Genomic DNA, 24,141 nt, shown 5'->3' on the forward strand with positions numbered 1-24,141 from the left:
ATGAGCCGCTATTCGATATTCAGCCTATTGCGCAACGGGATGTCGTATCACGAGAACTGGGAACGACAGTGGAAGAGTCCCGAGCCCAAACGCGAGTACGACGTGGTGATCGTCGGCGGCGGCGGGCATGGTCTCGCCACGGCCTATTACCTCGCGAAGGAACACGGCGTGCGCAATGTCGCCGTGCTCGAAAAAGGCTGGATCGGCGGCGGCAATACGGCGCGCAATACGACCATCGTGCGCTCGAATTATCTGTGGGACGAGTCGGCCGCGCTTTACGAAAAGGCCATGAAACTGTGGGAAGGACTCTCGCAGGATCTGAACTACAACGTGATGTTCAGCCAGCGCGGCGTGATGAATCTCGCGCATACGCTGCAGGACGTGCGCGATACCGAGCGCCGTGTGAATGCGAACCGGCTGAACGGCGTCGATGCCGAATTCCTCACGCCCGCGCAGATCAAGGAAATCGAGCCGACCATCAATCTGAATAGCCGCTATCCGGTGCTGGGTGCGTCGATTCAGCGGCGCGGCGGCGTCGCGCGTCACGATGCGGTGGCGTGGGGATTCGCACGCGGCGCGGATCAGGCCGGCGTCGATATCGTGCAGAACTGCCAGGTCACGGGCATTCGCCGCAACGGCAGCCAGGTGACGGGCGTGGATACCACGAAGGGTTTCATCAAGGCGAAGAAAGTCGCGATCGTGGCCGCGGGCAATACGTCGACGCTCGCGGACATGGCCGGCGTTCGCTTGCCGCTCGAAAGCCATCCGTTGCAGGCGCTCGTGTCGGAACCGATCAAGCCGGTGGTGAATACGGTCGTGATGTCGAACGCGGTGCACGCGTATATCAGCCAGTCCGATAAGGGCGATCTGGTGATCGGCGCGGGCGTCGATCAGTACACGGGCTTCGGTCAGCGCGGCAGTTTCCAGATTATCGAAGGGACGCTTGAAGCCATCGTCGAAATGTTCCCGGTGTTCTCGCGCGTGCGGATGAATCGTCAGTGGGGCGGCATTGTCGATGTGTCGCCGGACGCCTGCCCGATTATCAGCAAGACCGACGTGAAGGGCCTTTACTTCAATTGCGGCTGGGGCACGGGCGGCTTCAAGGCGACGCCGGGTTCGGGCTGGGCGTACGCGCACACCATCGCGAAAGACGAGCCGCATGAACTGAATGCGCCGTTCTCGCTGGACCGCTTCTATACCGGCCATCTTATCGACGAACACGGCGCCGCCGCCGTCGCCCACTAACGCACTCAGGCACTCACGCACTTGAGCCAGATAGAGAGACAACCATGCTGCTGATCGAATGCCCCTGGTGCGGGCCACGCGCCGAAACCGAATTTTCCTGCGGCGGCGAAGCGGACATCATGCGTCCGCTCGACACCGAAAAACTCACCGACAAGGAATGGGGCGACTACCTGTTCATGCGCAAGAATTCGCGCGGCGTGCATCGTGAGCAATGGATGCATGCGCAAGGCTGCCGCCGCTGGTTCAAGGCGCAGCGCGACACGGTGAGCTATGAGATTCAGGGCTACGAAACGTTCGACCGTCCGCTGCTGAAGATGGACAGCAACGACGGCAACGCACAAGAGGGCAAGACGCAATGAGCCAGAAAGACCGACTCCCGAATGGCGGGCGCATCAACCGCGCATTGCCGCTCACGTTCACCTTCAACGGACGCCAGTATCAGGGCTATCAGGGCGACACGCTCGCGTCCGCGCTGCTCGCGAACGGCCTGCATTTCGTCGCGCGTAGCTGGAAGTATCACCGGCCGCGCGGCATCGTGACCGCGGGCGTGGAAGAACCGAATGCCGTCGTGCAACTCGAAACGGGCGCGTACACGGTGCCGAATGCGCGTGCCACTGAAGTCGAGCTGTATCAGGGGCTCGTCGCGAATAGCGTGAACGCGAAGCCGAGCATCGAGAAGGATCGCATGGCGGTCAATCAGAAGATCGCGCGCTTTATTCCGGCGGGCTTCTACTACAAGACCTTCATGTGGCCGCGCAAGTTCTGGCCGAAGTACGAAGAAGTGATTCGCGACGCGGCGGGTCTCGGCAAGGCGCCGGAGCAACTCGACGCCGATCGCTACGACAAGTGCTTCGCGCATTGCGACGTGCTGGTGGTCGGCGGCGGGCCGACGGGTCTCGCGGCCGCGCATGCAGCGGCGTTGTCGGGCGCGCGCGTGACGCTCGTCGACGATCAGCCGGAACTCGGCGGCTCGCTGCTGTCGTGCCGCGCGGAGATCGACGGCAAGCCGGCTTTGCAATGGGTTCACAAGATCGAAGACGAATTGCGGCAAATGCCCGGCGTGAAGATTCTGTCGCGCAGCACCGCGTTCGGCTATCAGGACCACAATCTCGTCACCGTTACTCAGCGTCTGACCGATCATCTGCCGGTGTCGCAACGCAAGGGCACGCGCGAACTGATGTGGAAAATCCGCGCGAAACGCGTGATTCTCGCGACCGGCGCGCATGAACGGCCCATCGTGTTCGGCAACAACGATCTGCCTGGCGTGATGCTCGCGTCGGCGGTGTCGACGTATCTGCATCGCTACGCCGTGCTGCCGGGCCGCGACGCGATCGTGTTCACGAACAACGACGACGGCTATCAATGCGCGCTCGATCTGAAAGCAGCCGGCGCGCAAGTCACGGTGATCGACCCACGCGCGGGCGAATCGAAAGGCACGCTGCCTGCGCTCGCACGCCGCTATGGCGTGAAGGTGATCAGCGGTGCGGTGATCACGGCGGCGCACGGCAAACTGCGCGTGGCTTCCGTCGATGTCGCTTCGTACGCGAATGGTCAGGTGGGTGCCAAGCAAGGCGAGTTGCCGTGCGATCTGCTCGCGATGTCGGGCGGCTGGAGTCCCGTGCTGCATCTGTTCGCGCAATCGGGCGGCAAGGCACATTGGCATGACGACAAAGCCTGCTTCGTGCCCGGCAAGGCGATGCAGCCGGAGACGAGCGTGGGCGCCTGCAATGGCGACTTCACGCTGGGCCAGGGCATTCGTTTTGCCGTCGATGCCGGCGTCGAAGCCGCGCGCGCCGCGGGCTATATCGTCAAGCGGCCGAACACCGTGCAAGTCGCCGAGATCACCGAAGCGAAGATGCAGCCGCTGTGGCTCGTCGGCGGACGCGAACTCGCCACGCGTGGGCCGAAGCAGTTCGTCGACTTCCAGAACGACGTATCGGCCGCGGATATTTTCCTTGCCGCGCGCGAAGGCTTCGAGTCGGTCGAACACGTGAAGCGTTATACCGCGATGGGCTTCGGCACCGATCAGGGCAAGCTCGGCAACATCAACGGCATGGCGATTCTCGCGCAGGCGCTCGGCAAGACGATTCCGGAAACCGGCACGACGACGTTCCGCCCGAACTACACGCCGGTCACGTTCGGCACGTTCGCGGGGCGCGAGCTCGGCGAGTTTCTCGATCCCGTGCGCAAGACGGCGGTGCACGAATGGCACGTCGAAAACGGCGCGGAATTCGAGGACGTCGGCAACTGGAAGCGCCCCTGGTACTTTCCGAAGAAGGGCGAAGACCTGCATGCGGCCGTCGCGCGCGAATCGCTCGCGGTGCGAACGAGCGTCGGCATTCTCGATGCGTCCACGCTCGGCAAGATCGACATTCAGGGCCCCGATTCGGCGAAGCTGCTGAACTGGGTCTATACGAATCCGTGGAGCAAGCTCGAAGTCGGCAAGTGCCGCTACGGTCTGATGCTCGACGAAAACGGCATGATCTTCGACGACGGCGTGACCGTGCGCCTCGCCGACCAGCACTACATGATGACGACCACGACCGGCGGCGCCGCACGCGTGCTGACGTGGCTCGAACGCTGGCTGCAAACCGAGTGGCCCGACATGCGCGTGCGCCTCGCGTCGGTCACGGATCACTGGGCGACCTTCGCCGTGGTCGGCCCGAATAGCCGCAAGGTCTTGCAAAAGGTTTGCCACGACATCGACTTCGCGAACGCGGCGTTTCCGTTCATGAGCTATCGCGAAGGCACGGTCGCGGGCGCGGCGTCGCGCGTGATGCGCATCAGCTTCTCGGGCGAACTCGCGTATGAAGTGAACGTGCCGGCGAACGTCGGACGCGCGGTGTGGGAAGCGTTGATGGCCGCGGGCGCCGAATTCGACATCACGCCGTACGGCACGGAAACGATGCACGTGTTGCGCGCGGAGAAGGGCTACATCATCGTCGGTCAGGATACCGATGGTTCGATGACGCCGTATGACGTCGGCATGGGCGGGCTCGTCGCGAAGTCGAAGGACTTTCTCGGCAAGCGTTCGCTCACGCGCTCGGACACGGCGAAGGCGGGGCGAAAGCAACTGGTCGGACTGCTCGCGGACGATCCGTCGTTCGTGATACCCGAAGGCTCGCAGATCGTCGCGGGTCCGTTCCAGGGCGAGACCGCGCCGATGCTCGGGCACGTCACGTCGAGCTATTACAGCCCGATTCTGAAGCGCTCGATCGCGATGGCGGTCGTGAAGGGCGGCCTCGACAAGATCGGCGAAACGGTCACGGTCCCGCTTTCGAGCGGCAAACAGATTGCAGCGAAGATCACCAGCTCGGTGTTCTACGACAGCGAAGGAGCGCGTCAACATGTGGAATGAAACGAAAACGGCGGCGTCGGTGGTGGATCGCGCCGTCGGCAAGCAGACCGGCGTATGGCAGGAGTCGCCGCTCGTGGGCGTGGATGCGCTCCTGAAGAAGCATCAGGCTTCGGCAACCGCGGCATTCAGGCTGAGCGAGCGGCCGTTTCTTCAGCTCGTGAATGTGCGCGGCGATACGCGCGACGCCGCGTTCGTGCAGGCAGTCGAACAGGTGCTCGGCTGCAAGCCGCCGGAGACACCCAACACGATCGCGCGCGGCAACGGCTACGACATGCTGTGGCTCGGCCCGGACGAGTGGCTCGTGCGCTCGGCGATGACGCACGACGCGACGCGCACCGCGCCGTTGCAAGCGGCGCTCGGCACTGCGTTTGCAGGGGTATTCGCGTCGGCGGTGGACATCGGCAGCGGCTATACGGTGCTCGAAATCAGCGGCACGCGTACGCGTGAAGTGCTGTCGCGCGGCTGTCCGCTCGATCTTCATCCGAAGCTGTTCGGCGAAGGGCAGTGCGCGCAAAGCCATTATTTCAAGGCGTCGATCACGCTCGTGCCGACCGGCGCGGACAGCTTCGACATCGTCGTGCGCCGCAGCTTCGCGGATTACTTCGTGAAGATCATGCTCGACGCAGCCGAGCCGCTGATGTCGTGACCGCCGTCACGCCGCGAGCGCTGCTCTCACGCGCCGCTCGCGGTTTTCCCGTTGCGGGACTCACATGACGTCGACCCGTGTCGTCACCGCGCGACTCACCGAGCGCGCGTGCCACCAAGGCGATGCCGATGCCGCGCTCGCGCTGCTCGATCAAAGCATGCTGCTGCGGCACCGGCGCATTGCGCTGATCCGCTATCTGCTCGCGCAGCAACTCGGCGCGCCGTTGCAGGCGCGGCATCATGACTATGTGCGGAAAGTCGCCGCGCGTTTGAGTGCGGAGACGCTCGCGCGCATTGCGGGCGCGGCGCGGGCGCGCATGCGTTCGTAGGCGTTGGCTTTCGATTCGGCGTTGTGATGTGTTGGCCGCGCTGTTACCGGGCACTGACCACGCACCGCGTTGTCTTTGACATCGTAAGACGTGCCCGCGAGTGGGCTCATCGAGCCTACGCGGGCTGCTCTGGAAATGACGCGCTTGCTGTCGAACCGCTCGCGGCCTCGATCGCGACAATCGCCCGCTGCGCGGACGGCGACAGCGCGCGCTGCGTCAGGCTGACCACGGCAAATTGCGCGGAAAGGTTGAATATCGCCGGTACGGTCAACTGCACGAGGCTGCCTGTCTGCAATTCGTTCTGCACCGCGCGCGTCGGCGACAGCAGGACGAGATCCGAGCGACGCGTGACGTGAACCAGCGCATGAAAATCGTTGGTGACGACCTGAAGCGCAGGTTCTCGCCCGGCAGACAACCGAGAACCTCACGCATCCTTTGCTGCGCACTATGCGGCGCGCGCACACAAGCGAGCGCGGCTTGCCGCAGACGTTCCACTGTCATCTCGCCCGCCAGCAACGGATGCTGCGGACGAACGAAACAGCCGGCAGGCTCGACAGGCAAGCGGTGAATTTTCAGTTCCGCGGAGAGCGGGGCGTAACGATGTTCGACCACGACGAAGTCGAGCCGCTCCGTGCGCAGCGATTCGACCAGCGCTTCTCCTTCATTGACTTCCGCGTTCACGCGCAGCCCAGGCCAATCGCAATTGAGCGTGCAGAGCACCTCCGGCAGCATGATCGCGGCCGGCAGCGGCCCAAGCCCGAAGTCCACACTCCCCACTTCATGCTGCTGTAGAAGAACCAGATCGCGGGCGAGGCTGTTGGTCTCGAACAGAATGCGCCTTGCCCGTTCGGCCACCATCTGCCCCGCGGCGTTCAGTTTGACGCCGCGCGGGCCTCGCTCGCACAGCGGCAAGCCGGCTTGCGCCTCGAGCGCCTGAATGCTGCGCGTCAACGCGGGTTGCGACAGGTGAACGCGCCGCGCCGCGGCGGCGAGCGACCAATCGGCTTCGTCCGCGCTCAGCGATAACCACGCGACGTCCGCGCCCGCCTTCACGCATCGCTCGCGCCATTGGGCGAGGAGGGTGGTCTTGCCGTAGCCCGCGCTCCCGGTGACGAGCGCAAGCGTGGCGTGCCGCATGCGCTCGAGATGCGTGAGCAGGTCGGCGCGCCGGACCGTTTTCGAGCCGATGCGCGGCGGCGAAAACCTCGTGGATGCCACTTGTCTGGTGAATGCGGTCGTCAAGTCGTTACCCGAATCAGTGCCCAGTCCGAACAGCCATTGTCCCCAGAAAATCGCGCGCGCCGCAATCGGAGCCAACGTCAGGAGGCAACGTCAGGACCGTGCCTTCGCGTAAAAAAAGCCGCAAGAAAAAAAGGAGGCGATCAACTTAACACAACGTCCTCACGACGCCCTTGTTCCATCCGGATGACGTATTTCTTCTATGTGGCCGATTTATGTCGGCGTCTACTGAAAACGCTGCTCGAAACATCACTCGCGGCCGTCGCCGCATCATTCAGGGGATGCCATGCCTACCGTTTCTCAGCCTCGCGCAACTGCCGCCGCGCGACTCGAACGGCTGCCGTTCTCCGGTTATCACCGGACCATCTTCATCATCATCGCGATTGCGTTCTTCTTCGATTCCGTCGATCTCGGTACGATGACCTTCGTGCTCGGTTCGATCAAGACCGAATTCGGCTTGTCGACGGCAACCGCGGGGCTCGTCGCGAGTGCGAGCTTCTTCGGCATGGTGGGCGGTGCGGCCGTGGCGGGACTGCTGGCCGATCGCTTCGGACGCCGGCCGGTTTTTCAGTGGAGCATGGTGCTGTGGGGCCTCGCATCGTATCTCTGTTCGACGGCGCAAAGCGTCGAAGCGCTGATTTTCTATCGCGTGCTGCTCGGCTTCGGCATGGGCATGGAGTTTCCGATCGCGCAAACGCTGCTGTCGGAATTCGTTCCCGCTTCGTCGCGCGGACGCCTGATTGCGTTGATGGACGGCTTCTGGCCGCTCGGTTTCATCACGGCGGGCGTGGTGTCGTACTTCGTGCTGCCCGCCTATGGCTGGCGCACGGAGTTCGCGTTGCTCGCGATTCCGGCCGTGTTTGTGCTGATCGTGCGCCGTGTCGTGCCCGAGTCGCCGCGTTGGCTCGAACATCGCGGACGTCGCGGCGAGGCCGATAAAATTCTCGCCGACATCGAGGTCAAGGTGATGAACGCCGCCGGTCTGAGCCGTTTGCGCGAGCCGGTCATGCTGGTCGAACCGGTGGCCGCCAAAGGCGCGGGCGCGTTTCGCGAGATCTGGAGCGCGGCTTACCGGCGTCGCACGATCATGGTGTGGACGTTGTGGTTCTTTGCGCTGCTCGGCTTTTACGGATTGACTTCGTGGCTCGGCGCGTTGATGCAGCAGGCGGGCTTCGCGGTGACGAAGTCGGTGCTGTATACGGTGCTGATTTCGCTCGGCGGCATTCCCGGATTTATCTGCGCGGCGTGGCTGGTCGAGCGTTGGGGACGCAAGCCGACATGTATCGCGTCGCTCGCGGGCAGTGCGGTGATGGCCTACGTCTATGGACAAACCGCGCTGCACGCGCAAACGCCCACGCTGCTGATTTGCGCCGGTCTCGCGATGCAGTTTTTCCTGTTCGCGATGTGGGCGGTGCTCTACACGTACACGCCGGAACTGTACGGCACCGGCGCGCGCGCGACGGGCTCCGGTTTCGCGTCGGCAATCGGCCGCGTGGGCTCGCTGATCGGGCCGTACGTGGTCGGCGTCGTGCTGCCGATGTTCGGACAGGGCGGCGTGTTCTCGCTCGGCGCAATGTGTTTCGTGATCGCGGCCGCGGCTGTGTGGATACTCGGCATCGAAACACGCGGACTCGCGCTGGAGACGCTCGTCTCGGAAGCGGTGGAGACCGACGCGCACGGCGTGCTGAGTCCGGTGCGCGATTGACGACCCACCCGCGAAGAGCGCAGTCGTTGTCGGCTGCGCTCTTCACAGCTAACCGGGCACCGGCGCTTACTGTTTGCTCGCCACCAGTGCCGACACGATCCGATACGCAGCGCTCACGCGGTCCTCGATCGGGAAATTCCTGTTGGCAAGCAAAACGACGCCGACGTGTTTCTGCGGAATGAAGGCAACGTAGGTGCCGAACCCATTCGTCGAACCGGTTTTGTTGATCCACACATTCTGCTGCGGCAGCAAGGGCGGCTCGATTGCGATGACCGGCGTCGCCGTGGTGGCCATCGCGGGCGCATTGCCTTCGTGCAAGGTCGTCAACGTGACGGGATACGCGTACTGCTCCCATATCAGGTCCTGCGTCAGCACGCCGGCCTTGAAGTAGCCCGTGTGTGTCGCCGTGATCGCGCGCTGAAGCTGGCTGTCGACGTCGATCAGATTCATGTTCGCTTGCACGAAACGCAGCATGTCGGCGGCGGTGGTCCTCACGCCGTACGCTTCGTCGGCGAGCACGCCGCCTTTCATGCGGATCGGCGCGCCGTCCTTCGTGTAGCCCTGCGCGTAGTCGGACATTTTCGTCGGCGGAACATGGATGTAGCTGCTCGTCATGCCGAGCGCCGGAAACAGGCGCTGCTCCATCAGCGACGCAAAGTCCTGATTCATGTTTTTCGCCGTGATCAGACCGAGCGTGCCGATCCCCGGATTCGCGTAGGTACGATACGTGCCCGGCGCGTAGGCCGGTTTCCATGTGCTGAAGTACTGCAACAACTGCGCGTTGTCGTGGATCTCGTCGGGCACCTGGAGCGGCAGACCGCCGGGCGTGTGCGTGGCGAGATTCAGCAGGCTAACCTTGCCGAATGCGCTGCCTCGCAAGGACGGCAAGTATGTTTGCGTCGGGTCCGATAGCCTCAGATGGCCGTTCAACTGCGCATATTCGGCGAGCGTCGCGGTGAATGTCTTGCTCACGGAGCCGATTTCAAAGAGCGTGCGCTGCGTGACCGGCTTGCCGGTTTCCGCCGATGCCATGCCGTAGTCGAAGACGTAGGTTTTGCCATTGGCGACGATTCCGACCGCCATCCCGGGCACATGATGTTTCGCGATTAGCGGCTCGATTGCGGAGTCCACTACGGATTTCACCTGGCGTTCGGCTTCGCCTTCGCTTGCCGCGCGGCTTGCCTGCGCAGGTGCGCCCAGCGCAAACAGCAGGGTGACCATCAGGCTCACGGCTTTTAGCTTCATGTGCAATGCTTCCTCGAACGGTTATCGGCGGGTGTCCAGACGCAGCACTATCCCGCTTTGGCAAAGCGCTGACAATCGACGATAACTTATGCGAGGGTCAAGAAAAACTGAGGGCGTGCAGTTGCAGTTCGCGGTGAGCGCAATACGGTCTCCTCGCAACCGTAATCGCGCCGTTGGAAAATGCTTACGGTTCCGCGATAGAAAACCAGTAATCGAACTTATCGAACATTCCGAGCATTTCCCGGAACTTCGCTTTATCGCCGTCGAACTTCACCTTACCCGTCTCGGACAATTGCTGCAGCTTCACATTGCCGAGCGCGATGTCGTCCAGGGTCGACTTGTCGAACGTGATCGTTCCGTCGGCATGCTCCAATGGACGGCCTTCCACATAGTTCATCACACCGTTGCGCACGGTAAGCGCAAATTGCTTCTTCACGTCGGGGAGGATCAGATTGAACGCATAGTTTTTATTGGCCGCGCGCGGGCCGTTCAGGTGGATCGCCAGGAAGTCGAGGAACATTTCCGGCGACATGGCCGTGATGATGTCGGGTGCCGCCGTGTTCACGCCGGCCATCTTCTTCACGCCACCGCGCAACTCGTGAGCGCCGCTCAGATAAACATTGCGGACGGTGCCCGATTCCGACTGATAGCCCAACTGTTCAAGTGCATCGGCTTCGAGACGCCGCGCGGCCTGATTATCAGGTTGCGCGAATACCAGCTTGTTGGTGATGGTGGCGACCCATCGGTACTCGCCTTTGCTATAGGCGTCACGCGCGTTCGCCATGATCTTGTCGGCGCCGATAAGCTCGACGTATTTCTTCGCTTCTTCGGTGGGTGGAAGCGGATCGAGGTTCGCGGGATTGGCATCCCACCATCCCAGGTAGAGTTGATAAGTCGATCTGACGTCGTGTTTCAGATTGCCGTAATAGCCACGGTTATAAAATTCCTTGGCGAGCGAATCGGGAAGCACGAACTGTTCGGCGATTTCATGCATGGTCAAGCCTTCGTTGGCCATGCGCAGTGTCTGATCGTTGATGTACTTGTACAGGTCCCGCTGTTTCGACAAATGCTCGACGACGCGTTCATTTCCCCACTGCGGCCAATGGTGGCTTCCGAAAGACACTTGAGCGTCGTTGCCGAACATGGCAATGGTTTGATCGAGCGCCGCAGCCCACTTCTGCGCGCTTCTCGCCTTCGCGCCTCTGAGCGTCAGAATGTTATGCAACGAATGATTCGCGTCTTCGGCGAGATCGAGCGCCTTGAACTGCGGGAAGTAGAACAGCATCTCGGCGGGCGCTTCGGTGCCTGGCGCCATCTGAAAGACGACGTCGACGCCGTCCACCGTCAGCTTCTCGCCCGTCTTCTTGATGAGGCGGTTCGGTTGAAGCAGCGTGAGCGTGCCGGTCGCATTGACGAGGCCGAGGCCGCTGCCGACCGTACCTTTCGGGTCTTTCTCGAGAAGATCGCCGTACATGTACGACGCGCGGCGGCTCATTGCGTTTCCAGCGAAAATGTTCTCGCTGATTGCTTCTTCCATGAAGCCTTCCGGCGCGATCAATGGAACCTTGCCCGAGGCCACGTCTTTTTCGTCGACCACGCCTCTGATGCCGCTGAAATGGTCGACGTGGCTATGCGTGATGATGACGGCGCTAACCGGCCGGCGTTCGACCTTTTCATTGACCAGTTCCAACGCTGCCTTCGCTGTCTCGGCTGAACTTCCGGTATCGACTACGATCCAGCCGGTCGCCCCTCGAATAAACGTGATGTTGGCCAGGTCGATATTGCGCACCTGATAGATGCCGTCGACCACCTTGAACAGGCCGTTCATCGTCAGTATCTGCTCCTGACGCCACAGGCTTGGATTGACCGTTGGCGGAGCTTCGGTTCCGGGACGCAGGAAAGCATAGCGTGTGAGGTCGACCACCGTACGGCCCGACGCGGTGGTCAGAACTGGTTGCGGCAGGGACGATATGAAGCCGCGTCCTGCATCCTCGAAATCCCGTTTGTCTGCGAGATTCAGGTAACTCCCGATCTGCTGGTTTACCTGCCCGGTCTGTGTCGTTGCGTCGTTTCTCGCGGGACTAGTCGCGCCTGCTTCGTTCGATTGTGCATATGCCTGCGCACCTATGCTTAACGGCAACAGCCATGCTAACCATTTCATCTTGCCTCCGGGCCACGCTAGCGGTTTGCCAACAACATCCATCTGCGGACAACGAGTCCTCAGAGAGCTTTCAATACTCCTGATCTAATCTGGATGTTGGGTAGGAGGAAGTCAAGAACGAGATGCGTGACCGCCTGACGGCCTCACGGCATCATGATTCGCAAACAGAATCGGGCGGCTGACGCAATGCGCTAAACGGTCACACGTTCGCGCTTTCTGAAGGGCGCACCGTTCGCGACGAAGTAGGGCGTGTCCACGCGCGCCAATGCCTCGCGTCCACGAATCCGGTCGGCGATCTTCTCGGCCAGCATGATGGTCGGCGCGTTCAGATTGCCCGTGGTGATAAGCGGCATGATCGACGCATCGACCACGCGCAGCCCCTCCGTGCCATGCACGCGTCCTTCGTTGTCCACCACGGCCATGTCGTCGTAGCCCATCTTGCACGAGCACGAAGGATGAAACGCCGTCTCGGCGCGTGCCCGCACGAAAGCGTCGAGTTGCGCGTCGGTAGTCAGCTCGGCGCCGGGATTCAGCTCGCGTCCGCGATAACGCTCCAGCGCCGGCTGCCGCATGATCTCGCGTGTGATGCGAATGCCGTCGCGGAACTCGCGCCAGTCGAGCGGATCGGCCATGTAGTTGAATAGGATGCTCGGATGCGCCGCCGGATCGCGCGACGTGAGCTTCACGCGTCCGCGGCTTGGCGAACGCATCGAACCGACATGTGCCTGAAAGCCATGCATCTTGATCGCGTTCGAGCCGTTGTAGTTGATCGCGACCGGCAGAAAGTGATACTGGATGTTGGGCCACAAGTCGTCGTCGCGTGTACGGATAAAGCCGCCCGCTTCGAACTGATTGCTCGCGCCGATGCCGGTGCCGTTCACCATCCATTCGAGCCCAATAGCAGGCTGATTCCACCATTGCAATGCGGGGTAGAGCGAGACGGGCTCCTTGCATTCGTACTGGATATACATCTCCAGATGGTCCTGCAAATTTTCGCCGACGCCCGGCAAGTCGTGGACGAGCGGAATGTCCAGTTCGCGCAGCCACGTCGACCGGCCCACGCCGGAGCGTTGCAGCAATTGCGGCGATGCAATCGCGCCGCTGCAGACTAGCACTTCGCGGCGCGCATGCGCGTTGACGGCCGCGCCATGCTGCAGATACGCGACGCCGACCGCGCGCTTGCCGGAGAACAGCACGCGATCGGTCAGCGCGTGCGTGACGATGGTCAGGTTCGAACGCGCCTTCGCGCGGTCCAGATAGCCGCGCGCCGTGCTCGCGCGCCGGCCTTTGGGCGTGACTGTGCGATCCATCGGGCCGAAGCCTTCCTGCTGATAGCCGTTCAGATCGTCGGTGCGCGGAAAGCCGGCCTGCACGCCGGCTTCGACCATCGCCGCGAACAGCGGATTGTTGCCGGGCTTGCTGGTGGTCACATGCACCGGACCGTCGCCGCCGTGATAGGCGTTCGGGCCTACGTCGCGCGTTTCCGCCTTGCGGAAGTACGGCAGGCAGTCGAGATACGTCCAGTTTTCGAGGCCTGGGCGCTGAGCCCAGCCGTCGTAATCGAGCGCGTTGCCGCGGATATAGCACATGCCGTTGATCAGCGACGACCCGCCGAGTCCCTTGCCGCGTCCGCATTCCATGCGGCGGTTGTCCATATGCGGCTCGGGGTCGGTCTCGTACGCCCAGTTATAGCGGCGCCCTTGCAGCGGATAGGCGAGGGCGGCGGGCATCTGCGTGCGGAAATCGAAGCGGTAATCGGGACCGCCCGCTTCGAGCAGCAGCACAGTGACGTCGGCGTCTTCCGTGAGACGCGAGGCCAGCACGTTGCCCGCCGAACCCGCGCCGACGATGATGTAATCGTATTCGATGGAACTCATGGCAGCGCTCTCAGAACACCGGTTGATAAGGGCCCAGCTCGACCTGCACGGACTTGATGCGCGTGTAGTGCTCGAGTGTCGTGATGCCGTTTTCGCGGCCCACGCCGGATTGCTTATAGCCGCCCACGGGCATTTCGGCGGGCGACTCGCCCCACGTGTTGATCCAGCAAATGCCTGCTTCCAGCCGATGAATCACCCGATGCGCACGCGCCAGGTTTTCCGTGACGACGCCGGCGGCGAGGCCATACGCGGTGCGATTCGCGCGCTCGATGGCTTCGTCTTCTTCGTCGAATACGAGACTGCTCATGACCGGCCCGAAGATTTCCTCACGCACGATTCGCATGTCGTCGTGGCAACCGGTGAAGATAGTTGGCTCTACGTATTGACCTTGCGCATAATGATTTTCTGTCAAACGCTTGCCGCCCGCGATCAAACGCGCGCCTTCCTTAACACCGCTTTCTATATAGCCGAGCACCTTTTGCAATTGCGCGGCGCTCACGAGCGGGCCAAAGTTGGTGGACGCCTCGGTCGGCGCACCGACGCGAATACGCTTCACGCGTTCGAGCAGCAATGCCTCGAAGCGCTCGATCACATTGCGCTGCACGAACACGCGCGTGCCGTTCGTGCAGACCTGGCCCGAGCTGAAGAAGTTGGCGCTCATCGCGATGTCGGCGGCGCGTTCGAGATTCGCGTCGTCGAACACGAGCAACGGGGACTTGCCGCCGAGTTCCATCGTCACTTCTTTCAACGACGACGCGCCCGCCATCGACATCACCTTCTTGCCCGTTTCCACTCCGCCCGTGAACGAAATCTTTTCGATGTCCGGATGCGCGGCCAGCATCGCGCCTACGCGGCCGTCGCCTTGCACGACGTTGAACACGCCAGGCGGCACGCCGGCTTCGGTGTAGATTTCCGCGAGTTTCAACGCAGTAAGCGGCGTGACCTCGCTCGGCTTGAAAATCATCGCATTGCCTGCGGCAAGCGCGGGCGCGGACTTCCAGCACGCAATCTGAATCGGATAATTCCATGCGCCGATGCCCGCGCAAACGCCGAGCGGTTCGCGCCGCGTGTACACGAACGACGACGGCCGCAGCGGAATCTGCTGCCCTTCGATAGCGGTCGCGAGTCCCGCGTAATACTCGATGACGTCCGCGCCGGTCACGATGTCCACCGCCTGCGTTTCCGCGATCGGCTTGCCGGTGTCGCGCGTTTCGAGCAGCGCGAGTTCGTCGTTGCGCTCGCGCAGAATCTCGACCGCGCGGCGCAGGATGCGCGAGCGCTGCATTGCCGTGAGCGCGGCCCACTCGCGCTGACCGTCGCGCGCGGACTGCACTGCGCGATCGACGTCCGCGGCACTCGCCTGCTGCACGGTCGCGAGCGTTTCGCCGGTGGCGGGGTCGACGGTGTCGAAGGTTTCACCGCTGGTCGCGTCGACGTAAGCGCCGCCAATGTACAGACGTTGCATTGCGAATACCGCCATCATGTGCTCCTTTGTAGAGATGTCGCCGGCTGCTGCGCGCTATTCGCGCGCCGCCAGGACCAGGTCGATGTATTCGTTGGCGACGCGCAGCGCCGCTTTCGTGTCGAACGGTTCGCCCGACAAGGCGCCACGCAGCCACAATCCGTCGATCAATGCCGCGAGACCGCTGGCCGCGCGCCGCGCCGCCGCACGCGGCAGGGCTTTCGAAAAATCCGCGCACAGATTGGAGTTCAAACGGCGCGTGTTGACATACTGCAGACGCCGCAATTGCGGCTTGTGCATGCTCTCGGACCAGAACGCAAGCCAGGTCTTCATGACGGGCGCGCTGGTTTGCTCGGCATCGAAATTGGCGGCGACGACCGCACGCAGTTTCGAGCGCGGGTCTGTTTTTGCCGCGCGACGACGACGCGACGTGGCCTGCCACAAATCGCGCAACACATGGCGCATGGTGGCTTCGAGAAGTCCGTCCTTGTCGCCGAAATAGTGGCTCACGATGCCGGTGGAAGTGCTCGCGCGCTGCGCGACCGACGCGAGCGTGGCGCCCGCGAGGCCGGTCTGGTCGATGGTGAGCAGCGTCGCGTCGATCAACTGCGCGCGGCGAATTTCGCGCATTCCGAGCTTGGGCATGGCGTGACTGTAAAGATCAGACGGTTCGCTGCCGGCACCTCGCCCGCAGGTTCGATCGACGCATGGTAGTTTTTTTATATTGAACGGTCAATCAATAAAAACCTGCGAAGAAGGGCCATGTCGGTTTCGGCCAAACTCGTGTCGGGTTCGGTGCAGGTGGTTGGCCGCGGCGGGCGCTACGCTCGTTGAACGGCGTGCGGCGCATAGGCCGCGCACCGCTCACAAGACATGGAGACATTCAATGAGCAGCAATCGCGGCGTCGTCTATCTGGGGCAGGGCAAGGTTGAAGTGCAATCGATCGACTATCCGAAGATGGTCGACCCACGCGGCCGTGCGATCGGTCACGGTGTGATTCTGAAGGTGGTCAGCACGAATATTTGCGGCTCCGACCAGCACATGGTGCGGGGCCGCACGACCGCGGAAGTCGGCCTCGTGCTCGGCCACGAGATTACCGGCGAAGTGATTGAGGTCGGCCGCGACGTCGAGACGCTGAGCGTTGGCGATCTCGTCTCCGTGCCGTTCAACGTGGCATGCGGACGGTGTCCGACCTGCAAGTCGCAGCATACCGGCGTGTGCCTGAACGTGAACCCGTCGCGTGCGGGCGGCGCTTATGGATACGTGGATATGGGCGGCTGGATCGGCGGCCAGGCCGAGTACGTGATGGTGCCGTATGCCGACTTCAATCTGCTGAAGTTTCCCGACCGCGCGCAGGCGATGTCGAAGATTCGCGACCTGACGTGCCTGTCCGACATTCTGCCGACCGGTTATCACGGCGCGGTCATGGCAGGCGTCAAGCCGGGCGCGACGGTTTATATCGCAGGCGCCGGGCCGGTGGGCATGGCGGCGGCTGCGTCGGCGCGTCTGTTGGGCGCGGCGTGCACGATCGTCGGCGACATGAACGAGGAGCGCCTTGCGCATGCTCGCAAGATGGGATTCGAGACCGTCGATCTGTCGAAGGATGCGACGCTCGGCGAACAGATCGAGCAGATTCTGGGTAAGCCGGAAGTGGATTGCGCGGTGGACTGCGTGGGCTTCGAGGCGCACGGCCACGGCAGCAGCGGCTCGCACGAGGAAGCCCCCGCCACTGTGCTGAACTCGCTGATGGAAATCACGAGGGCTGCGGGGGCGATCGGTATTCCGGGGCTCTATGTCACCGACGATCCGGGCGCCGCGGACGCTGCCGCGCGCAAGGGGAGTCTGAGCATCCGCTTTGGGCTCGGCTGGGCGAAGTCGCATTCGTTCCACACGGGCCAGACGCCGGTGATGAAGTACAACCACAATCTGATGCAGGCGATTCTTTGGGACCGTCTGCCGATTGCGGACATCGTGAACGTGACGGTGGTGTCGCTCGATCAGGCGCCGGACGGTTATCGCCAGTTCGACGGCGGTGCGCCGCGCAAGTTCGTGATCGATCCGCATGGGCTGTTGAAGGCGGCTTGAGCTTCGGACGAAGTTAGAAGCCTGTAGTAAGGAAACGCGTTGAACGTGGTCACGTTCAACGCGTTTTTTGCTTGTGGCGAGCGATCCCAAAAACATGGGTGTCGGGCGATCTGCCAGGGTTACGCCGTCATAAGCGACGAGGCTCGCGATGGGTGGAACCGAACTGAAGACGGATTCGTTTCAACGGTGGGTGATGTACCGTAAGGATGACTATGGAAGTGGGCGTATCTTTCTTTCTACCGAGCAGAAAGAGGCGGTTGAAGAGGGCAAGAAGTTCTCACAACGCGCATATGCCGATGTGTGGGCTAAAGACGCGGCGCTCGTTCGGCGGGTCCGCGCGTTTCTCGGGACGAATTTCTATTGGCACGAGCGGTTGGCAAAGAATGGCGCTGACGTTGAGGTCGTAGAGACGTTGCAGTCGATGATCCGTGGCGAGAGTGTTGTGCTGATTGCCGAGCAATCGCGGACGGGAGGCGCGGTGGGAAATCCGGTGCCTAAGCCGGAGAGGGTCCCGAGCTTCCGCAGCTCGTTAATGAACGATTGCGGAATGTCCTACGATGCCGCGACGGCATACATTGACCGCTATAACGACATTGTGGACCGGGCGAATGCGGTTACGGCTCGGTATGCGAATGCTGCTCCTTCGTCATTGGTCGACGCCGCGAGCGATTTAACCGAAACCGCTACGCCGCTTGGCGATGCGCAGCCGTTCGATTACGCGCCGGATCCGGTGAGCGGCGACACAGAGGAACTGGCGGCTAGTACGAATAATCCACGCTATGCGGCGAAGATGCTTGGCTACGACTACAAAACGTTCGGGACTATGCTCCACAAGTTCAAAGATGCCAACCGTCTTGGACCAGCGGATAACAGCATCTTTCACGACAATGGCAACGTGGAATTCAACGGGAAAATATTTGAGGACAGCATTCACGACTATGCACCATAACCAGTCTTCAACATCAAATGCGAGCGCGGACGCCGGAGCCTACGCGTCTTTCCTGATAACCGGAGACGCCGTATCACCGGAATTCTGGACGCAGTACTTTCAGATAGCCCCTGACACCGCGATCGTCAAAGGAAAGTCATTTGCCCTTCCTTCCGGAAAGTCCAGTAAAGCTTTGGGGAAAACGGGCCTGTGGGGAGTAAGCAGCGAATCGGCGGTGGAAAGCGATCTGCTGGAACCGCATTTGCGGTATCTCATAGCGCGCCTTGGTTTGCCCCGCGAGGGTTTGAAGGAGATCGCGCAACAGAACGGTGCGAGGGTTGGGTTCTCCTGCTTCTGGTTTAACCCCTCCGGAAACCGCGTGCCCGACGTACCCGACGACATCCGCTCAATAATCGAAGCAATGCGCGGAACGATCGAAATCGACGAATATCGGTAGGATGGAACCCACTTCGCCCGAAGCATTGCAGCGCGCTGCACATCCCCCGGCAGCGCCACACCCGCCGCCCCCTAATGCGAAAACTCACTACCCGGCGGCTGCAGCCGTGCACGTTCCCCAACGTGAAGCGACCACGAGTAGTACGTCGAATGCGAATGCGTCTGCAGTTCCGGGTGTTCCGCCAGCATTTCGCCCATACTTTTCTGGTCATCGCTCAACGCGCCGACGCGAGACCAATGGTGCAGCATTCGTCTCGGCGCCGCGGTGACAGCCGTGGGCATATCGACAGTCGGCGTGACTTCGAGGGGCAACGTCGGCTCTGCAATGCCTGAATGGTCCTGCGCATACGCAAGGTGAGCCACAAGGCTTCCCCCAACGAACCAGAGCCTGCTCATCTGCATCAACGTTTTCTTTTTCATTCTCAAAGTGGAAACGGGTGTCATCGGGACCGCAACGATGCACAACCAGAGCGGAACCTGAAATAGGACTCTTCCGATTCACGCCATCGCGTCTCCGTTCTCGATGACGGCCGTCCAGCTCACTGCAAGCTGACAACGCTTTACGTCCAACGCCGATATTTTGCAAATATCAACATATAACCGCATGGGCCAGTGCCATAATTCGGCCCCCTAAACGCTGCGGGCAACTTTGCCGGCTCGATCGACGCGCGCAGTCATATATTTCAGGAGTAGTAGATGGCCGGCCTTCCACGCCGTAGCTTTCTGAAGGCCAGCGTCATCGCCGGCATTTCCGTGTATCTCGCGCCCGTCGGTGGGCGTGCCTTTGCCGCGTTGTTCGAAGAACGCATACTGACGCCGGTCAATTGGGACCCGGCGAGCGGCCAGCCCAAATTCCGCATCGACGGCATCGCCAAGGTCAAGGGTGAAAAAGTGTTCGCTCGCGATATGCGTGCATCGGATATGCCGCATTGGCCGCAGCAGCAATCACACGCGATGATCCTGCGCGCGACGCGTGCAGACTGCCTGTACGAAGGCTTCAATCTCGCGGGACTGGGCGACGACCTGATGCCGGACCGCCTCGTGACCGCCGACGACCTCACGCGCGACGGTCTGCAATTTCCCGCGTTCTACGGCAGCGACATGCTTCTGCCGAAGAGCAACACGCCTGCTTATCTCGGCCATGCCGTTGCAATTCTGATCTTCCACGACTTCGCGCGCTTTCGCCTCGCGAAGGACTATCTCAAGTTCCGCGACGACGTCATCCAGTACGGCCAGCAGACGGGACCGCTCGAACGTGATCCGTGGGGCACGTTCCGGTTCGTTCGTGTGGGCGGCAAGACTCCGTATGACGACGACGTCTTTTCAAGCCTGAAGAACGCGCCGTTGTTTCCCGGCTCGATGCGCAAGCATCAACCGGTATGGCCGGATGGCGTCGAGCGCGGATCGCTCGGCGAACAAGGCATTTTCTTCGCAGACGGCATCGCCGAAGAACTCGCACATCCGCCTGCGGACTGGCTGGTGATGGAGCGCGACTACAGCACGCAGTCGATCGATACCGCCGCACTCGAGCCGGACAATGCGAACTGTTGGTATGACGCCGACTCGCACGCGCTTCACATGATCGTGCCCACGCAAGGCCCTGCCGAAGTGGCTCAAAGCGTGGCGGAAATGGTCGCGAAGTGCCGCTTTGCGGTGAAGAGTGTGTTCCTTCACCCATGCTACACGGTCGGTTATGGATCGAAAGATCACTACAACATGCCGTTCTATGGTCTTGTCGCTGCGATGTATGGCGATGGCCGACCGGTGCGCCTCGCTAACGATCGCTACGAGCAGTTTCAAAGCGCGCTCAAACGCCATGCGTTCAACATGAAGTACCGCATTGCTGTCGACAGAAAGACGGGACTGCTTCAGTCGTTCAAAGGCGATCTCGAAGCGAATGGCGGCGGGCGCATGAACTTCTCGCGGTCTGTGGCGATGGTCGGTGCGACCGCCGCGCAATCGATCTACTACTTTCCGAAGAGCGATCTCACTGCAACGCCATTGCGTCGCGCGCAGTCGATGCCGGCTCTGCGCGCGGCTACGGCACGCTGCAAAGCATGGCCGCAACCGAGATGATGATCGACGAAATCGCCGAACAACTGAAGCTCGACCCAATCGATTTCCGTCTCACGAACGCATTGCGGTCGGGAATGAAGAATACGCAGGGCGCAATACCGGCTGGCGCTGTTCGCGTCGATGAAGTTCTGCAAAAGGCAAAGTCGCATCCATTGTGGAAGAACCGCGCGCGGAAGAAAGCGAAGTACGAAGCGGAGCATCCCGGCAAACGCTATGGCGTGGGCTTCGCGTGCGTGCAAAAAGACTTCGGCACAGGCGCCGAATGTTCTTTCGCCAAAGTCGAGATGAGTGAAGACGGCAAGATCACGCTGCATCATTCGGGCTCGGAAATCGGCACGGGTATGTCGACATCGCAAGCCATTGCCGTGGCGAAATGGCTCGGCGTGCCGGCGTCGACCGTGCATTTCGCGTTGGCGGACTGGCCCGATCTTCCGGTAATCACGAGCGGCGATCCTTACCTGATGTCGCAGGCGGATCAGGATCGCCTTTCGAGGAATCCGCGTTGGTCGCCGGACTTTATGTCGCCGTCGAGTGCGACTAACTCTGCCTATTACTTCACGCACAGTACTCGCGAAGCAGCGCGCGTTCTTTTTGTGCACGGCTTATGGCCGGCGGCAATGTCGATCTGGTCGAGCGGCGCGGGCGGCGGCCAGGCCGCATCGCTTGTCGTGCGCATAGAAGACGCGCGCTGGGTGAACGGCAAGCTGTCGGCGGATGGACTGGAAGCATTGCCGTTCGAGCAGATTGCGAAAAAGGCGCACGAACTCGGACTCGTGACGGGCGCCACCGTGCATGTATTCAATCGCTGGCAATGGACCGAGGCCGAGTTCGAAGCCGGCGGCAAGATAGAGCGCTTGCCAATCGACGGACTGTCGCTTCGCTACGGCAACGGCGCAATGCCGAACGGTCCGAAGTCCGCGACGACGCTCAATAGCTACCGTGTGCTCGACCGAAAGCGCGTGTTCATTCCGCCCGTGCAGCGCAATAACGCAATGGTCACGTACTACAGCGCGGTCGGCACGCTCGTCGAACTTGCAGTGAACGAGTCGAGCGGCGAGGTCGAAGTATTGACGCATCACTCCATTCTCGAATGCGGCAACCAGTTGTCGCCTCAACTGGTTTCGGGCCAGTTGCAAGGCGGTCTTGCGATGGGCATCGGCCATGCGCTGCATGAGTATTTGCCGCTCTACGAAGACGGCCCCGGCAACGGCACATGGAATTTCAACCGCTATCGTTTGCCACGTTCGACGGACGTTGCCGTATGGAGCCAGACGAGTGAAGTACTGCCTCCGCTAACAGAAACCGACCCGCCAAAAGGCATTGCCGAAGTGGTGATGATTCCGGTCGTCGGCGCCATCGTGAACGGCATTGCGCATGCGGTTGGACATCGTTTCCGCGACCTTCCCGTTACGCCACAAAAAATTCAGGAGGTGCTCGTATGACACTGCCCATATCCGATTCCACAGAAGTAGCCTCCGCAATCGCAAGCGTTGCCGAAAAGCCTCTGACGCGTTACGCCATGCAACCTGTGTCGATGACGGTCAATGGCCGATCCGTCGGGCTGATCCGCGTACCGGAGCAGCTCATGCTGATCGACTTTCTGCATGAGTACCTCGGGCTGACAGGCTCGCGCCTGGGGTGCGGCCAGGGCGTGTGCCACGCATGCGTCGTCATTCTCGATAACGCCGATGGCAGCAGTGAAGAAGTGCGATCGTGCATTACCGGCGCGAGCTTTTTCGACGGCAAAAAAATCCGCACGGTCGAAGCTCACGCGACGTGTGACGAGAGCGGCAAGCCTGTCGCACTCTCGCCGGTCCAGCAGAAGTTTCTCGAACACTTCAGCTTTCAGTGCGGATATTGCACGCCGGGATTCGTCAACGCGACGACGGTGCTGATCGAGCGCCTCAAGCGTCAGCCCATTGAACGCAGCAAGGTCGAGGAGACGATCACCGAGGCGCTCAACGCGCATATTTGCCGCTGCACGGGCTACGTACGCTATTACGAAGCGGTGAAGGACCTCGTACTGAACACAGCCGGACTGGTGAGGAACGTCTAAAGATGATTTCCCACAAGAGTACTTTTTCGTTGTTTCGCGCGGCGTTGGTGACACTCGCCGCGGCGATGTTGACAGCCTGCGGCAACGCACCTGATGCTGCCGCCCAGCGCACCGCGACTACACAAGATGCGCACGACGCCGCCTTGATCGCCCGCGGTCGTTATCTTGCCGAAGCGGCGGACTGCGCGGCATGCCATACGTCGCCCGATAGCGCGCAATTCGCAGGAGGCGTGAGGCTGGTCTCGCCGTTCGGTACGTTCTATGGATCGAACATCACGCCGGATAAGCAGCGTGGCATCGGACAATGGAGCGCCGACGAGTTCTACACTGCGCTCCACGACGGCAAGTCGCCCAATGGCCAACTGTATCCGGCGATGCCGTACACGTCGTATCGCCAGATGTCTCGCGAGGATAGCGACGCGATCTACGCATACCTGATGTCGCAAAAGCCGGCGGCCGTCGTAAGCCGCGAGGCCGATCTGTCGTTCCCGTTCAATGTGCGTTTCGCCGTGCGCTTCTGGAAAATGCTGTTTCTCGAAGACACGTTGCCCGATGCATCGCGGGGTCATTCGGCGGACTGGAATCGCGGACGTTATGTCGTGAACGCGCTCGGACACTGTACCGAATGCCATACGCCGCGCGGCCGCTTCGGGCAACTCGACCTCACCGCGCCCTTTGCAGGCGGCACGCTTGGCCGGGTCATCGCGCCGAGCCTCACACCGCAAGGGCTCGCCGAGCGCGGATGGTCCGCGGCCGATCTCACGACGTATCTCGCAACGGGCATCGCGTCGCAAGGCTCGGCGTTTGGCGAGATGCATTCCGTCGTGCATCTGAGCAGTCAGTACATGACGCCGGACGATCTGCGCGCGGTTTCGACGTACCTGCTCGGTGATCGTCCGAGTGAGCCGGTGCGGGTGCAAGCTCAGGCGGTCGATGCTACTCAATTCGCGCCGGGCCGCCGCCTCTATCTGTCTCTATGCGCAGGCTGTCATGGCGCGGATGGAGAAGGCGTGCCTCACGTAGCCGTACCGATGCGTGGAAACTCCACCGTCCGTCAAAGCAATCCGCACAATCTGATCGTGTCGATGCTTGATGGCATCGCCGAACAAAGCTTCCCCGGACTCGAACGCATGCAGGCCATGCCCGGCTTCGCGAGCAAGTTGAGCGACGACGAACTGGCGCAACTCGCGAACTATCTGCGGGCGACGTGGGGCGCGCAACCGGCCGACGTAAGCGCGGATTCGGCACGCGGACTAAGGCATTAATCCGCGTG

General features: G+C 61.7%; 19 protein-coding genes and 1 pseudogene. 12 read left to right on the plus strand and 8 right to left on the minus strand.

What is annotated here, in order from left to right:
• The 5 genes from C8K18_RS31315 to C8K18_RS31335 all read left to right on the plus strand — a co-directional run bounded on the left by C8K18_RS31315 (position 1) and on the right by C8K18_RS31335 (position 5,577).
• Positions 1-1,245, plus strand: a complete 1,245-nt coding sequence (locus C8K18_RS31315; RefSeq protein WP_006052194.1) for a sarcosine oxidase subunit beta family protein — start codon at positions 1-3, stop codon at positions 1,243-1,245.
• A 44-nt stretch (positions 1,246-1,289) separates the two neighbouring features.
• On the plus strand, positions 1,290-1,604 hold the full coding sequence (locus C8K18_RS31320; protein WP_006052193.1) for a sarcosine oxidase subunit delta: 315 nt from the start codon (positions 1,290-1,292) through the stop codon (positions 1,602-1,604).
• Positions 1,601-4,603: a sarcosine oxidase subunit alpha family protein gene (locus tag C8K18_RS31325; protein ID WP_053860606.1), complete on the plus strand. Its 3,003-nt coding sequence runs from the start codon at positions 1,601-1,603 to the stop codon at positions 4,601-4,603. Before C8K18_RS31320 ends, C8K18_RS31325 begins: the two co-directional genes overlap by 4 nt.
• The gene (locus tag C8K18_RS31330; RefSeq protein WP_006052191.1) at positions 4,593-5,249 is read left to right on the plus strand and encodes a sarcosine oxidase subunit gamma; all 657 of its coding nucleotides are present in this window, start codon (positions 4,593-4,595) and stop codon (positions 5,247-5,249) included. The genes C8K18_RS31325 and C8K18_RS31330 overlap by 11 nt, the downstream gene beginning before the upstream one ends.
• Before the next feature lie 64 nt (positions 5,250-5,313).
• Positions 5,314-5,577 carry a hypothetical protein gene (locus C8K18_RS31335; RefSeq protein ID WP_006052190.1) on the plus strand — a complete coding sequence of 88 codons (264 nt, stop codon included), beginning with the start codon at positions 5,314-5,316 and terminating at the stop codon, positions 5,575-5,577.
• A 115-nt stretch (positions 5,578-5,692) separates the two neighbouring features.
• Here the strand turns inward: C8K18_RS31335 and C8K18_RS33960 are convergent, their stop codons facing one another.
• Positions 5,693-5,854, minus strand: coding sequence for a hypothetical protein (locus C8K18_RS33960; protein WP_258196239.1), 162 nt, complete (start codon positions 5,852-5,854; stop codon positions 5,693-5,695).
• Positions 5,845-6,795 carry a LysR family transcriptional regulator gene (locus C8K18_RS31340; RefSeq protein WP_258196238.1) on the minus strand — a complete coding sequence of 317 codons (951 nt, stop codon included), beginning with the start codon at positions 6,793-6,795 and terminating at the stop codon, positions 5,845-5,847. Before C8K18_RS31340 ends, C8K18_RS33960 begins: the two co-directional genes overlap by 10 nt.
• Positions 6,796-7,102: 307 nt before the next feature.
• On the opposite strand from C8K18_RS31340, the gene C8K18_RS31345 reads away from it, so the two are divergent.
• Positions 7,103-8,521 (plus strand): MFS transporter, encoded by a 1,419-nt coding sequence (locus C8K18_RS31345; protein WP_107710904.1) that lies wholly within the window; start codon positions 7,103-7,105, stop codon positions 8,519-8,521.
• A gap of 66 nt (positions 8,522-8,587) precedes the next feature.
• On the opposite strand, the gene ampC is transcribed toward C8K18_RS31345, so the two are convergent.
• The 5 genes from ampC to betI all read right to left on the minus strand — a co-directional run bounded on the left by ampC (position 8,588) and on the right by betI (position 15,911).
• A complete protein-coding gene (gene ampC, locus C8K18_RS31350) occupies positions 8,588-9,766 on the minus strand; it encodes a class C beta-lactamase (protein ID WP_107710903.1) in 1,179 nt (392 codons plus the stop codon).
• A 184-nt stretch (positions 9,767-9,950) separates the two neighbouring features.
• Positions 9,951-11,927, minus strand: coding sequence for an alkyl/aryl-sulfatase (locus tag C8K18_RS31355; protein WP_107710902.1), 1,977 nt, complete (start codon positions 11,925-11,927; stop codon positions 9,951-9,953).
• A gap of 191 nt (positions 11,928-12,118) precedes the next feature.
• On the minus strand, positions 12,119-13,804 hold the full coding sequence (gene betA / locus C8K18_RS31360; protein WP_107710901.1) for a choline dehydrogenase: 1,686 nt from the start codon (positions 13,802-13,804) through the stop codon (positions 12,119-12,121).
• Positions 13,805-13,814: 10 nt separating this feature from the next.
• Positions 13,815-15,284, minus strand: coding sequence for a betaine-aldehyde dehydrogenase (gene betB / locus C8K18_RS31365; RefSeq protein ID WP_107710900.1), 1,470 nt, complete (start codon positions 15,282-15,284; stop codon positions 13,815-13,817).
• 39 nt (positions 15,285-15,323) lie between these two features.
• Entirely contained in the window at positions 15,324-15,911 is a 588-nt protein-coding gene (gene betI, locus C8K18_RS31370; protein ID WP_107710899.1) for a transcriptional regulator BetI, read from the minus strand.
• A 241-nt stretch (positions 15,912-16,152) separates the two neighbouring features.
• Between betI and fdhA the strand changes: the two genes are divergently transcribed.
• From fdhA to C8K18_RS31385, 3 genes are all read left to right on the plus strand, one after another.
• Positions 16,153-17,352: a formaldehyde dehydrogenase, glutathione-independent gene (gene fdhA / locus C8K18_RS31375; protein WP_029971749.1), complete on the plus strand. Its 1,200-nt coding sequence runs from the start codon at positions 16,153-16,155 to the stop codon at positions 17,350-17,352.
• Between the two features lie 148 nt (positions 17,353-17,500).
• Positions 17,501-18,301 (plus strand): hypothetical protein, encoded by an 801-nt coding sequence (locus C8K18_RS31380; RefSeq protein WP_107710898.1) that lies wholly within the window; start codon positions 17,501-17,503, stop codon positions 18,299-18,301.
• Positions 18,291-18,737, plus strand: coding sequence for a DUF4279 domain-containing protein (locus C8K18_RS31385; protein ID WP_107710897.1), 447 nt, complete (start codon positions 18,291-18,293; stop codon positions 18,735-18,737). Before C8K18_RS31380 ends, C8K18_RS31385 begins: the two co-directional genes overlap by 11 nt.
• A gap of 71 nt (positions 18,738-18,808) precedes the next feature.
• Here C8K18_RS31385 and C8K18_RS31390 read toward each other — a convergent pair whose 3' ends face one another.
• Entirely contained in the window at positions 18,809-19,156 is a 348-nt protein-coding gene (locus C8K18_RS31390; protein ID WP_132384644.1) for a hypothetical protein, read from the minus strand.
• 276 nt (positions 19,157-19,432) lie between these two features.
• Between C8K18_RS31390 and C8K18_RS31395 the strand changes: the two are divergent.
• The 3 genes and pseudogenes from C8K18_RS31395 to C8K18_RS31405 all read left to right on the plus strand — a co-directional run bounded on the left by C8K18_RS31395 (position 19,433) and on the right by C8K18_RS31405 (position 24,133).
• Positions 19,433-22,254, plus strand: a pseudogene (locus C8K18_RS31395) (xanthine dehydrogenase family protein molybdopterin-binding subunit).
• Entirely contained in the window at positions 22,251-22,868 is a 618-nt protein-coding gene (locus tag C8K18_RS31400) for a (2Fe-2S)-binding protein (protein ID WP_181324960.1), read from the plus strand. Before C8K18_RS31395 ends, C8K18_RS31400 begins: the two are co-directional and overlap by 4 nt.
• Positions 22,869-22,870: 2 nt before the next feature.
• Positions 22,871-24,133: a c-type cytochrome gene (locus tag C8K18_RS31405; protein ID WP_107710895.1), complete on the plus strand. Its 1,263-nt coding sequence runs from the start codon at positions 22,871-22,873 to the stop codon at positions 24,131-24,133.
• The last annotated feature ends 8 nt before the right edge of the window (positions 24,134-24,141 follow it).

It is taken from the genome of Paraburkholderia sp. GV068 (assembly GCF_003058125.1).
In the GTDB taxonomy this organism is placed as follows: domain Bacteria; phylum Pseudomonadota; class Gammaproteobacteria; order Burkholderiales; family Burkholderiaceae; genus Paraburkholderia; species Paraburkholderia graminis.

Coding starts and splice junctions, on each gene's coding strand:
- C8K18_RS31335 (WP_006052190.1), top strand. CDS start 5,314: ATGACGTCGACCCGTGTCGTCACCGCGCGACTCACCGAGCGCGCGTGC.
- C8K18_RS31330 (WP_006052191.1), top strand. CDS start 4,593: ATGTGGAATGAAACGAAAACGGCGGCGTCGGTGGTGGATCGCGCCGTC.
- C8K18_RS31400 (WP_181324960.1), top strand. CDS start 22,251: ATGACACTGCCCATATCCGATTCCACAGAAGTAGCCTCCGCAATCGCA.
- C8K18_RS31345 (WP_107710904.1), top strand. CDS start 7,103: ATGCCTACCGTTTCTCAGCCTCGCGCAACTGCCGCCGCGCGACTCGAA.
- C8K18_RS31385 (WP_107710897.1), top strand. CDS start 18,291: ATGCACCATAACCAGTCTTCAACATCAAATGCGAGCGCGGACGCCGGA.
- fdhA (WP_029971749.1), top strand. CDS start 16,153: ATGAGCAGCAATCGCGGCGTCGTCTATCTGGGGCAGGGCAAGGTTGAA.
- betB (WP_107710900.1), bottom strand. CDS start 15,284: ATGGCGGTATTCGCAATGCAACGTCTGTACATTGGCGGCGCTTACGTC.
- C8K18_RS31405 (WP_107710895.1), top strand. CDS start 22,871: ATGATTTCCCACAAGAGTACTTTTTCGTTGTTTCGCGCGGCGTTGGTG.
- C8K18_RS31325 (WP_053860606.1), top strand. CDS start 1,601: ATGAGCCAGAAAGACCGACTCCCGAATGGCGGGCGCATCAACCGCGCA.
- C8K18_RS31315 (WP_006052194.1), top strand. CDS start 1: ATGAGCCGCTATTCGATATTCAGCCTATTGCGCAACGGGATGTCGTAT.
- C8K18_RS31380 (WP_107710898.1), top strand. CDS start 17,501: ATGGGTGGAACCGAACTGAAGACGGATTCGTTTCAACGGTGGGTGATG.
- betA (WP_107710901.1), bottom strand. CDS start 13,804: ATGAGTTCCATCGAATACGATTACATCATCGTCGGCGCGGGTTCGGCG.
- betI (WP_107710899.1), bottom strand. CDS start 15,911: ATGCCCAAGCTCGGAATGCGCGAAATTCGCCGCGCGCAGTTGATCGAC.
- C8K18_RS31355 (WP_107710902.1), bottom strand. CDS start 11,927: ATGAAATGGTTAGCATGGCTGTTGCCGTTAAGCATAGGTGCGCAGGCA.
- ampC (WP_107710903.1), bottom strand. CDS start 9,766: ATGAAGCTAAAAGCCGTGAGCCTGATGGTCACCCTGCTGTTTGCGCTG.
- C8K18_RS31320 (WP_006052193.1), top strand. CDS start 1,290: ATGCTGCTGATCGAATGCCCCTGGTGCGGGCCACGCGCCGAAACCGAA.
- C8K18_RS31390 (WP_132384644.1), bottom strand. CDS start 19,156: ATGAAAAAGAAAACGTTGATGCAGATGAGCAGGCTCTGGTTCGTTGGG.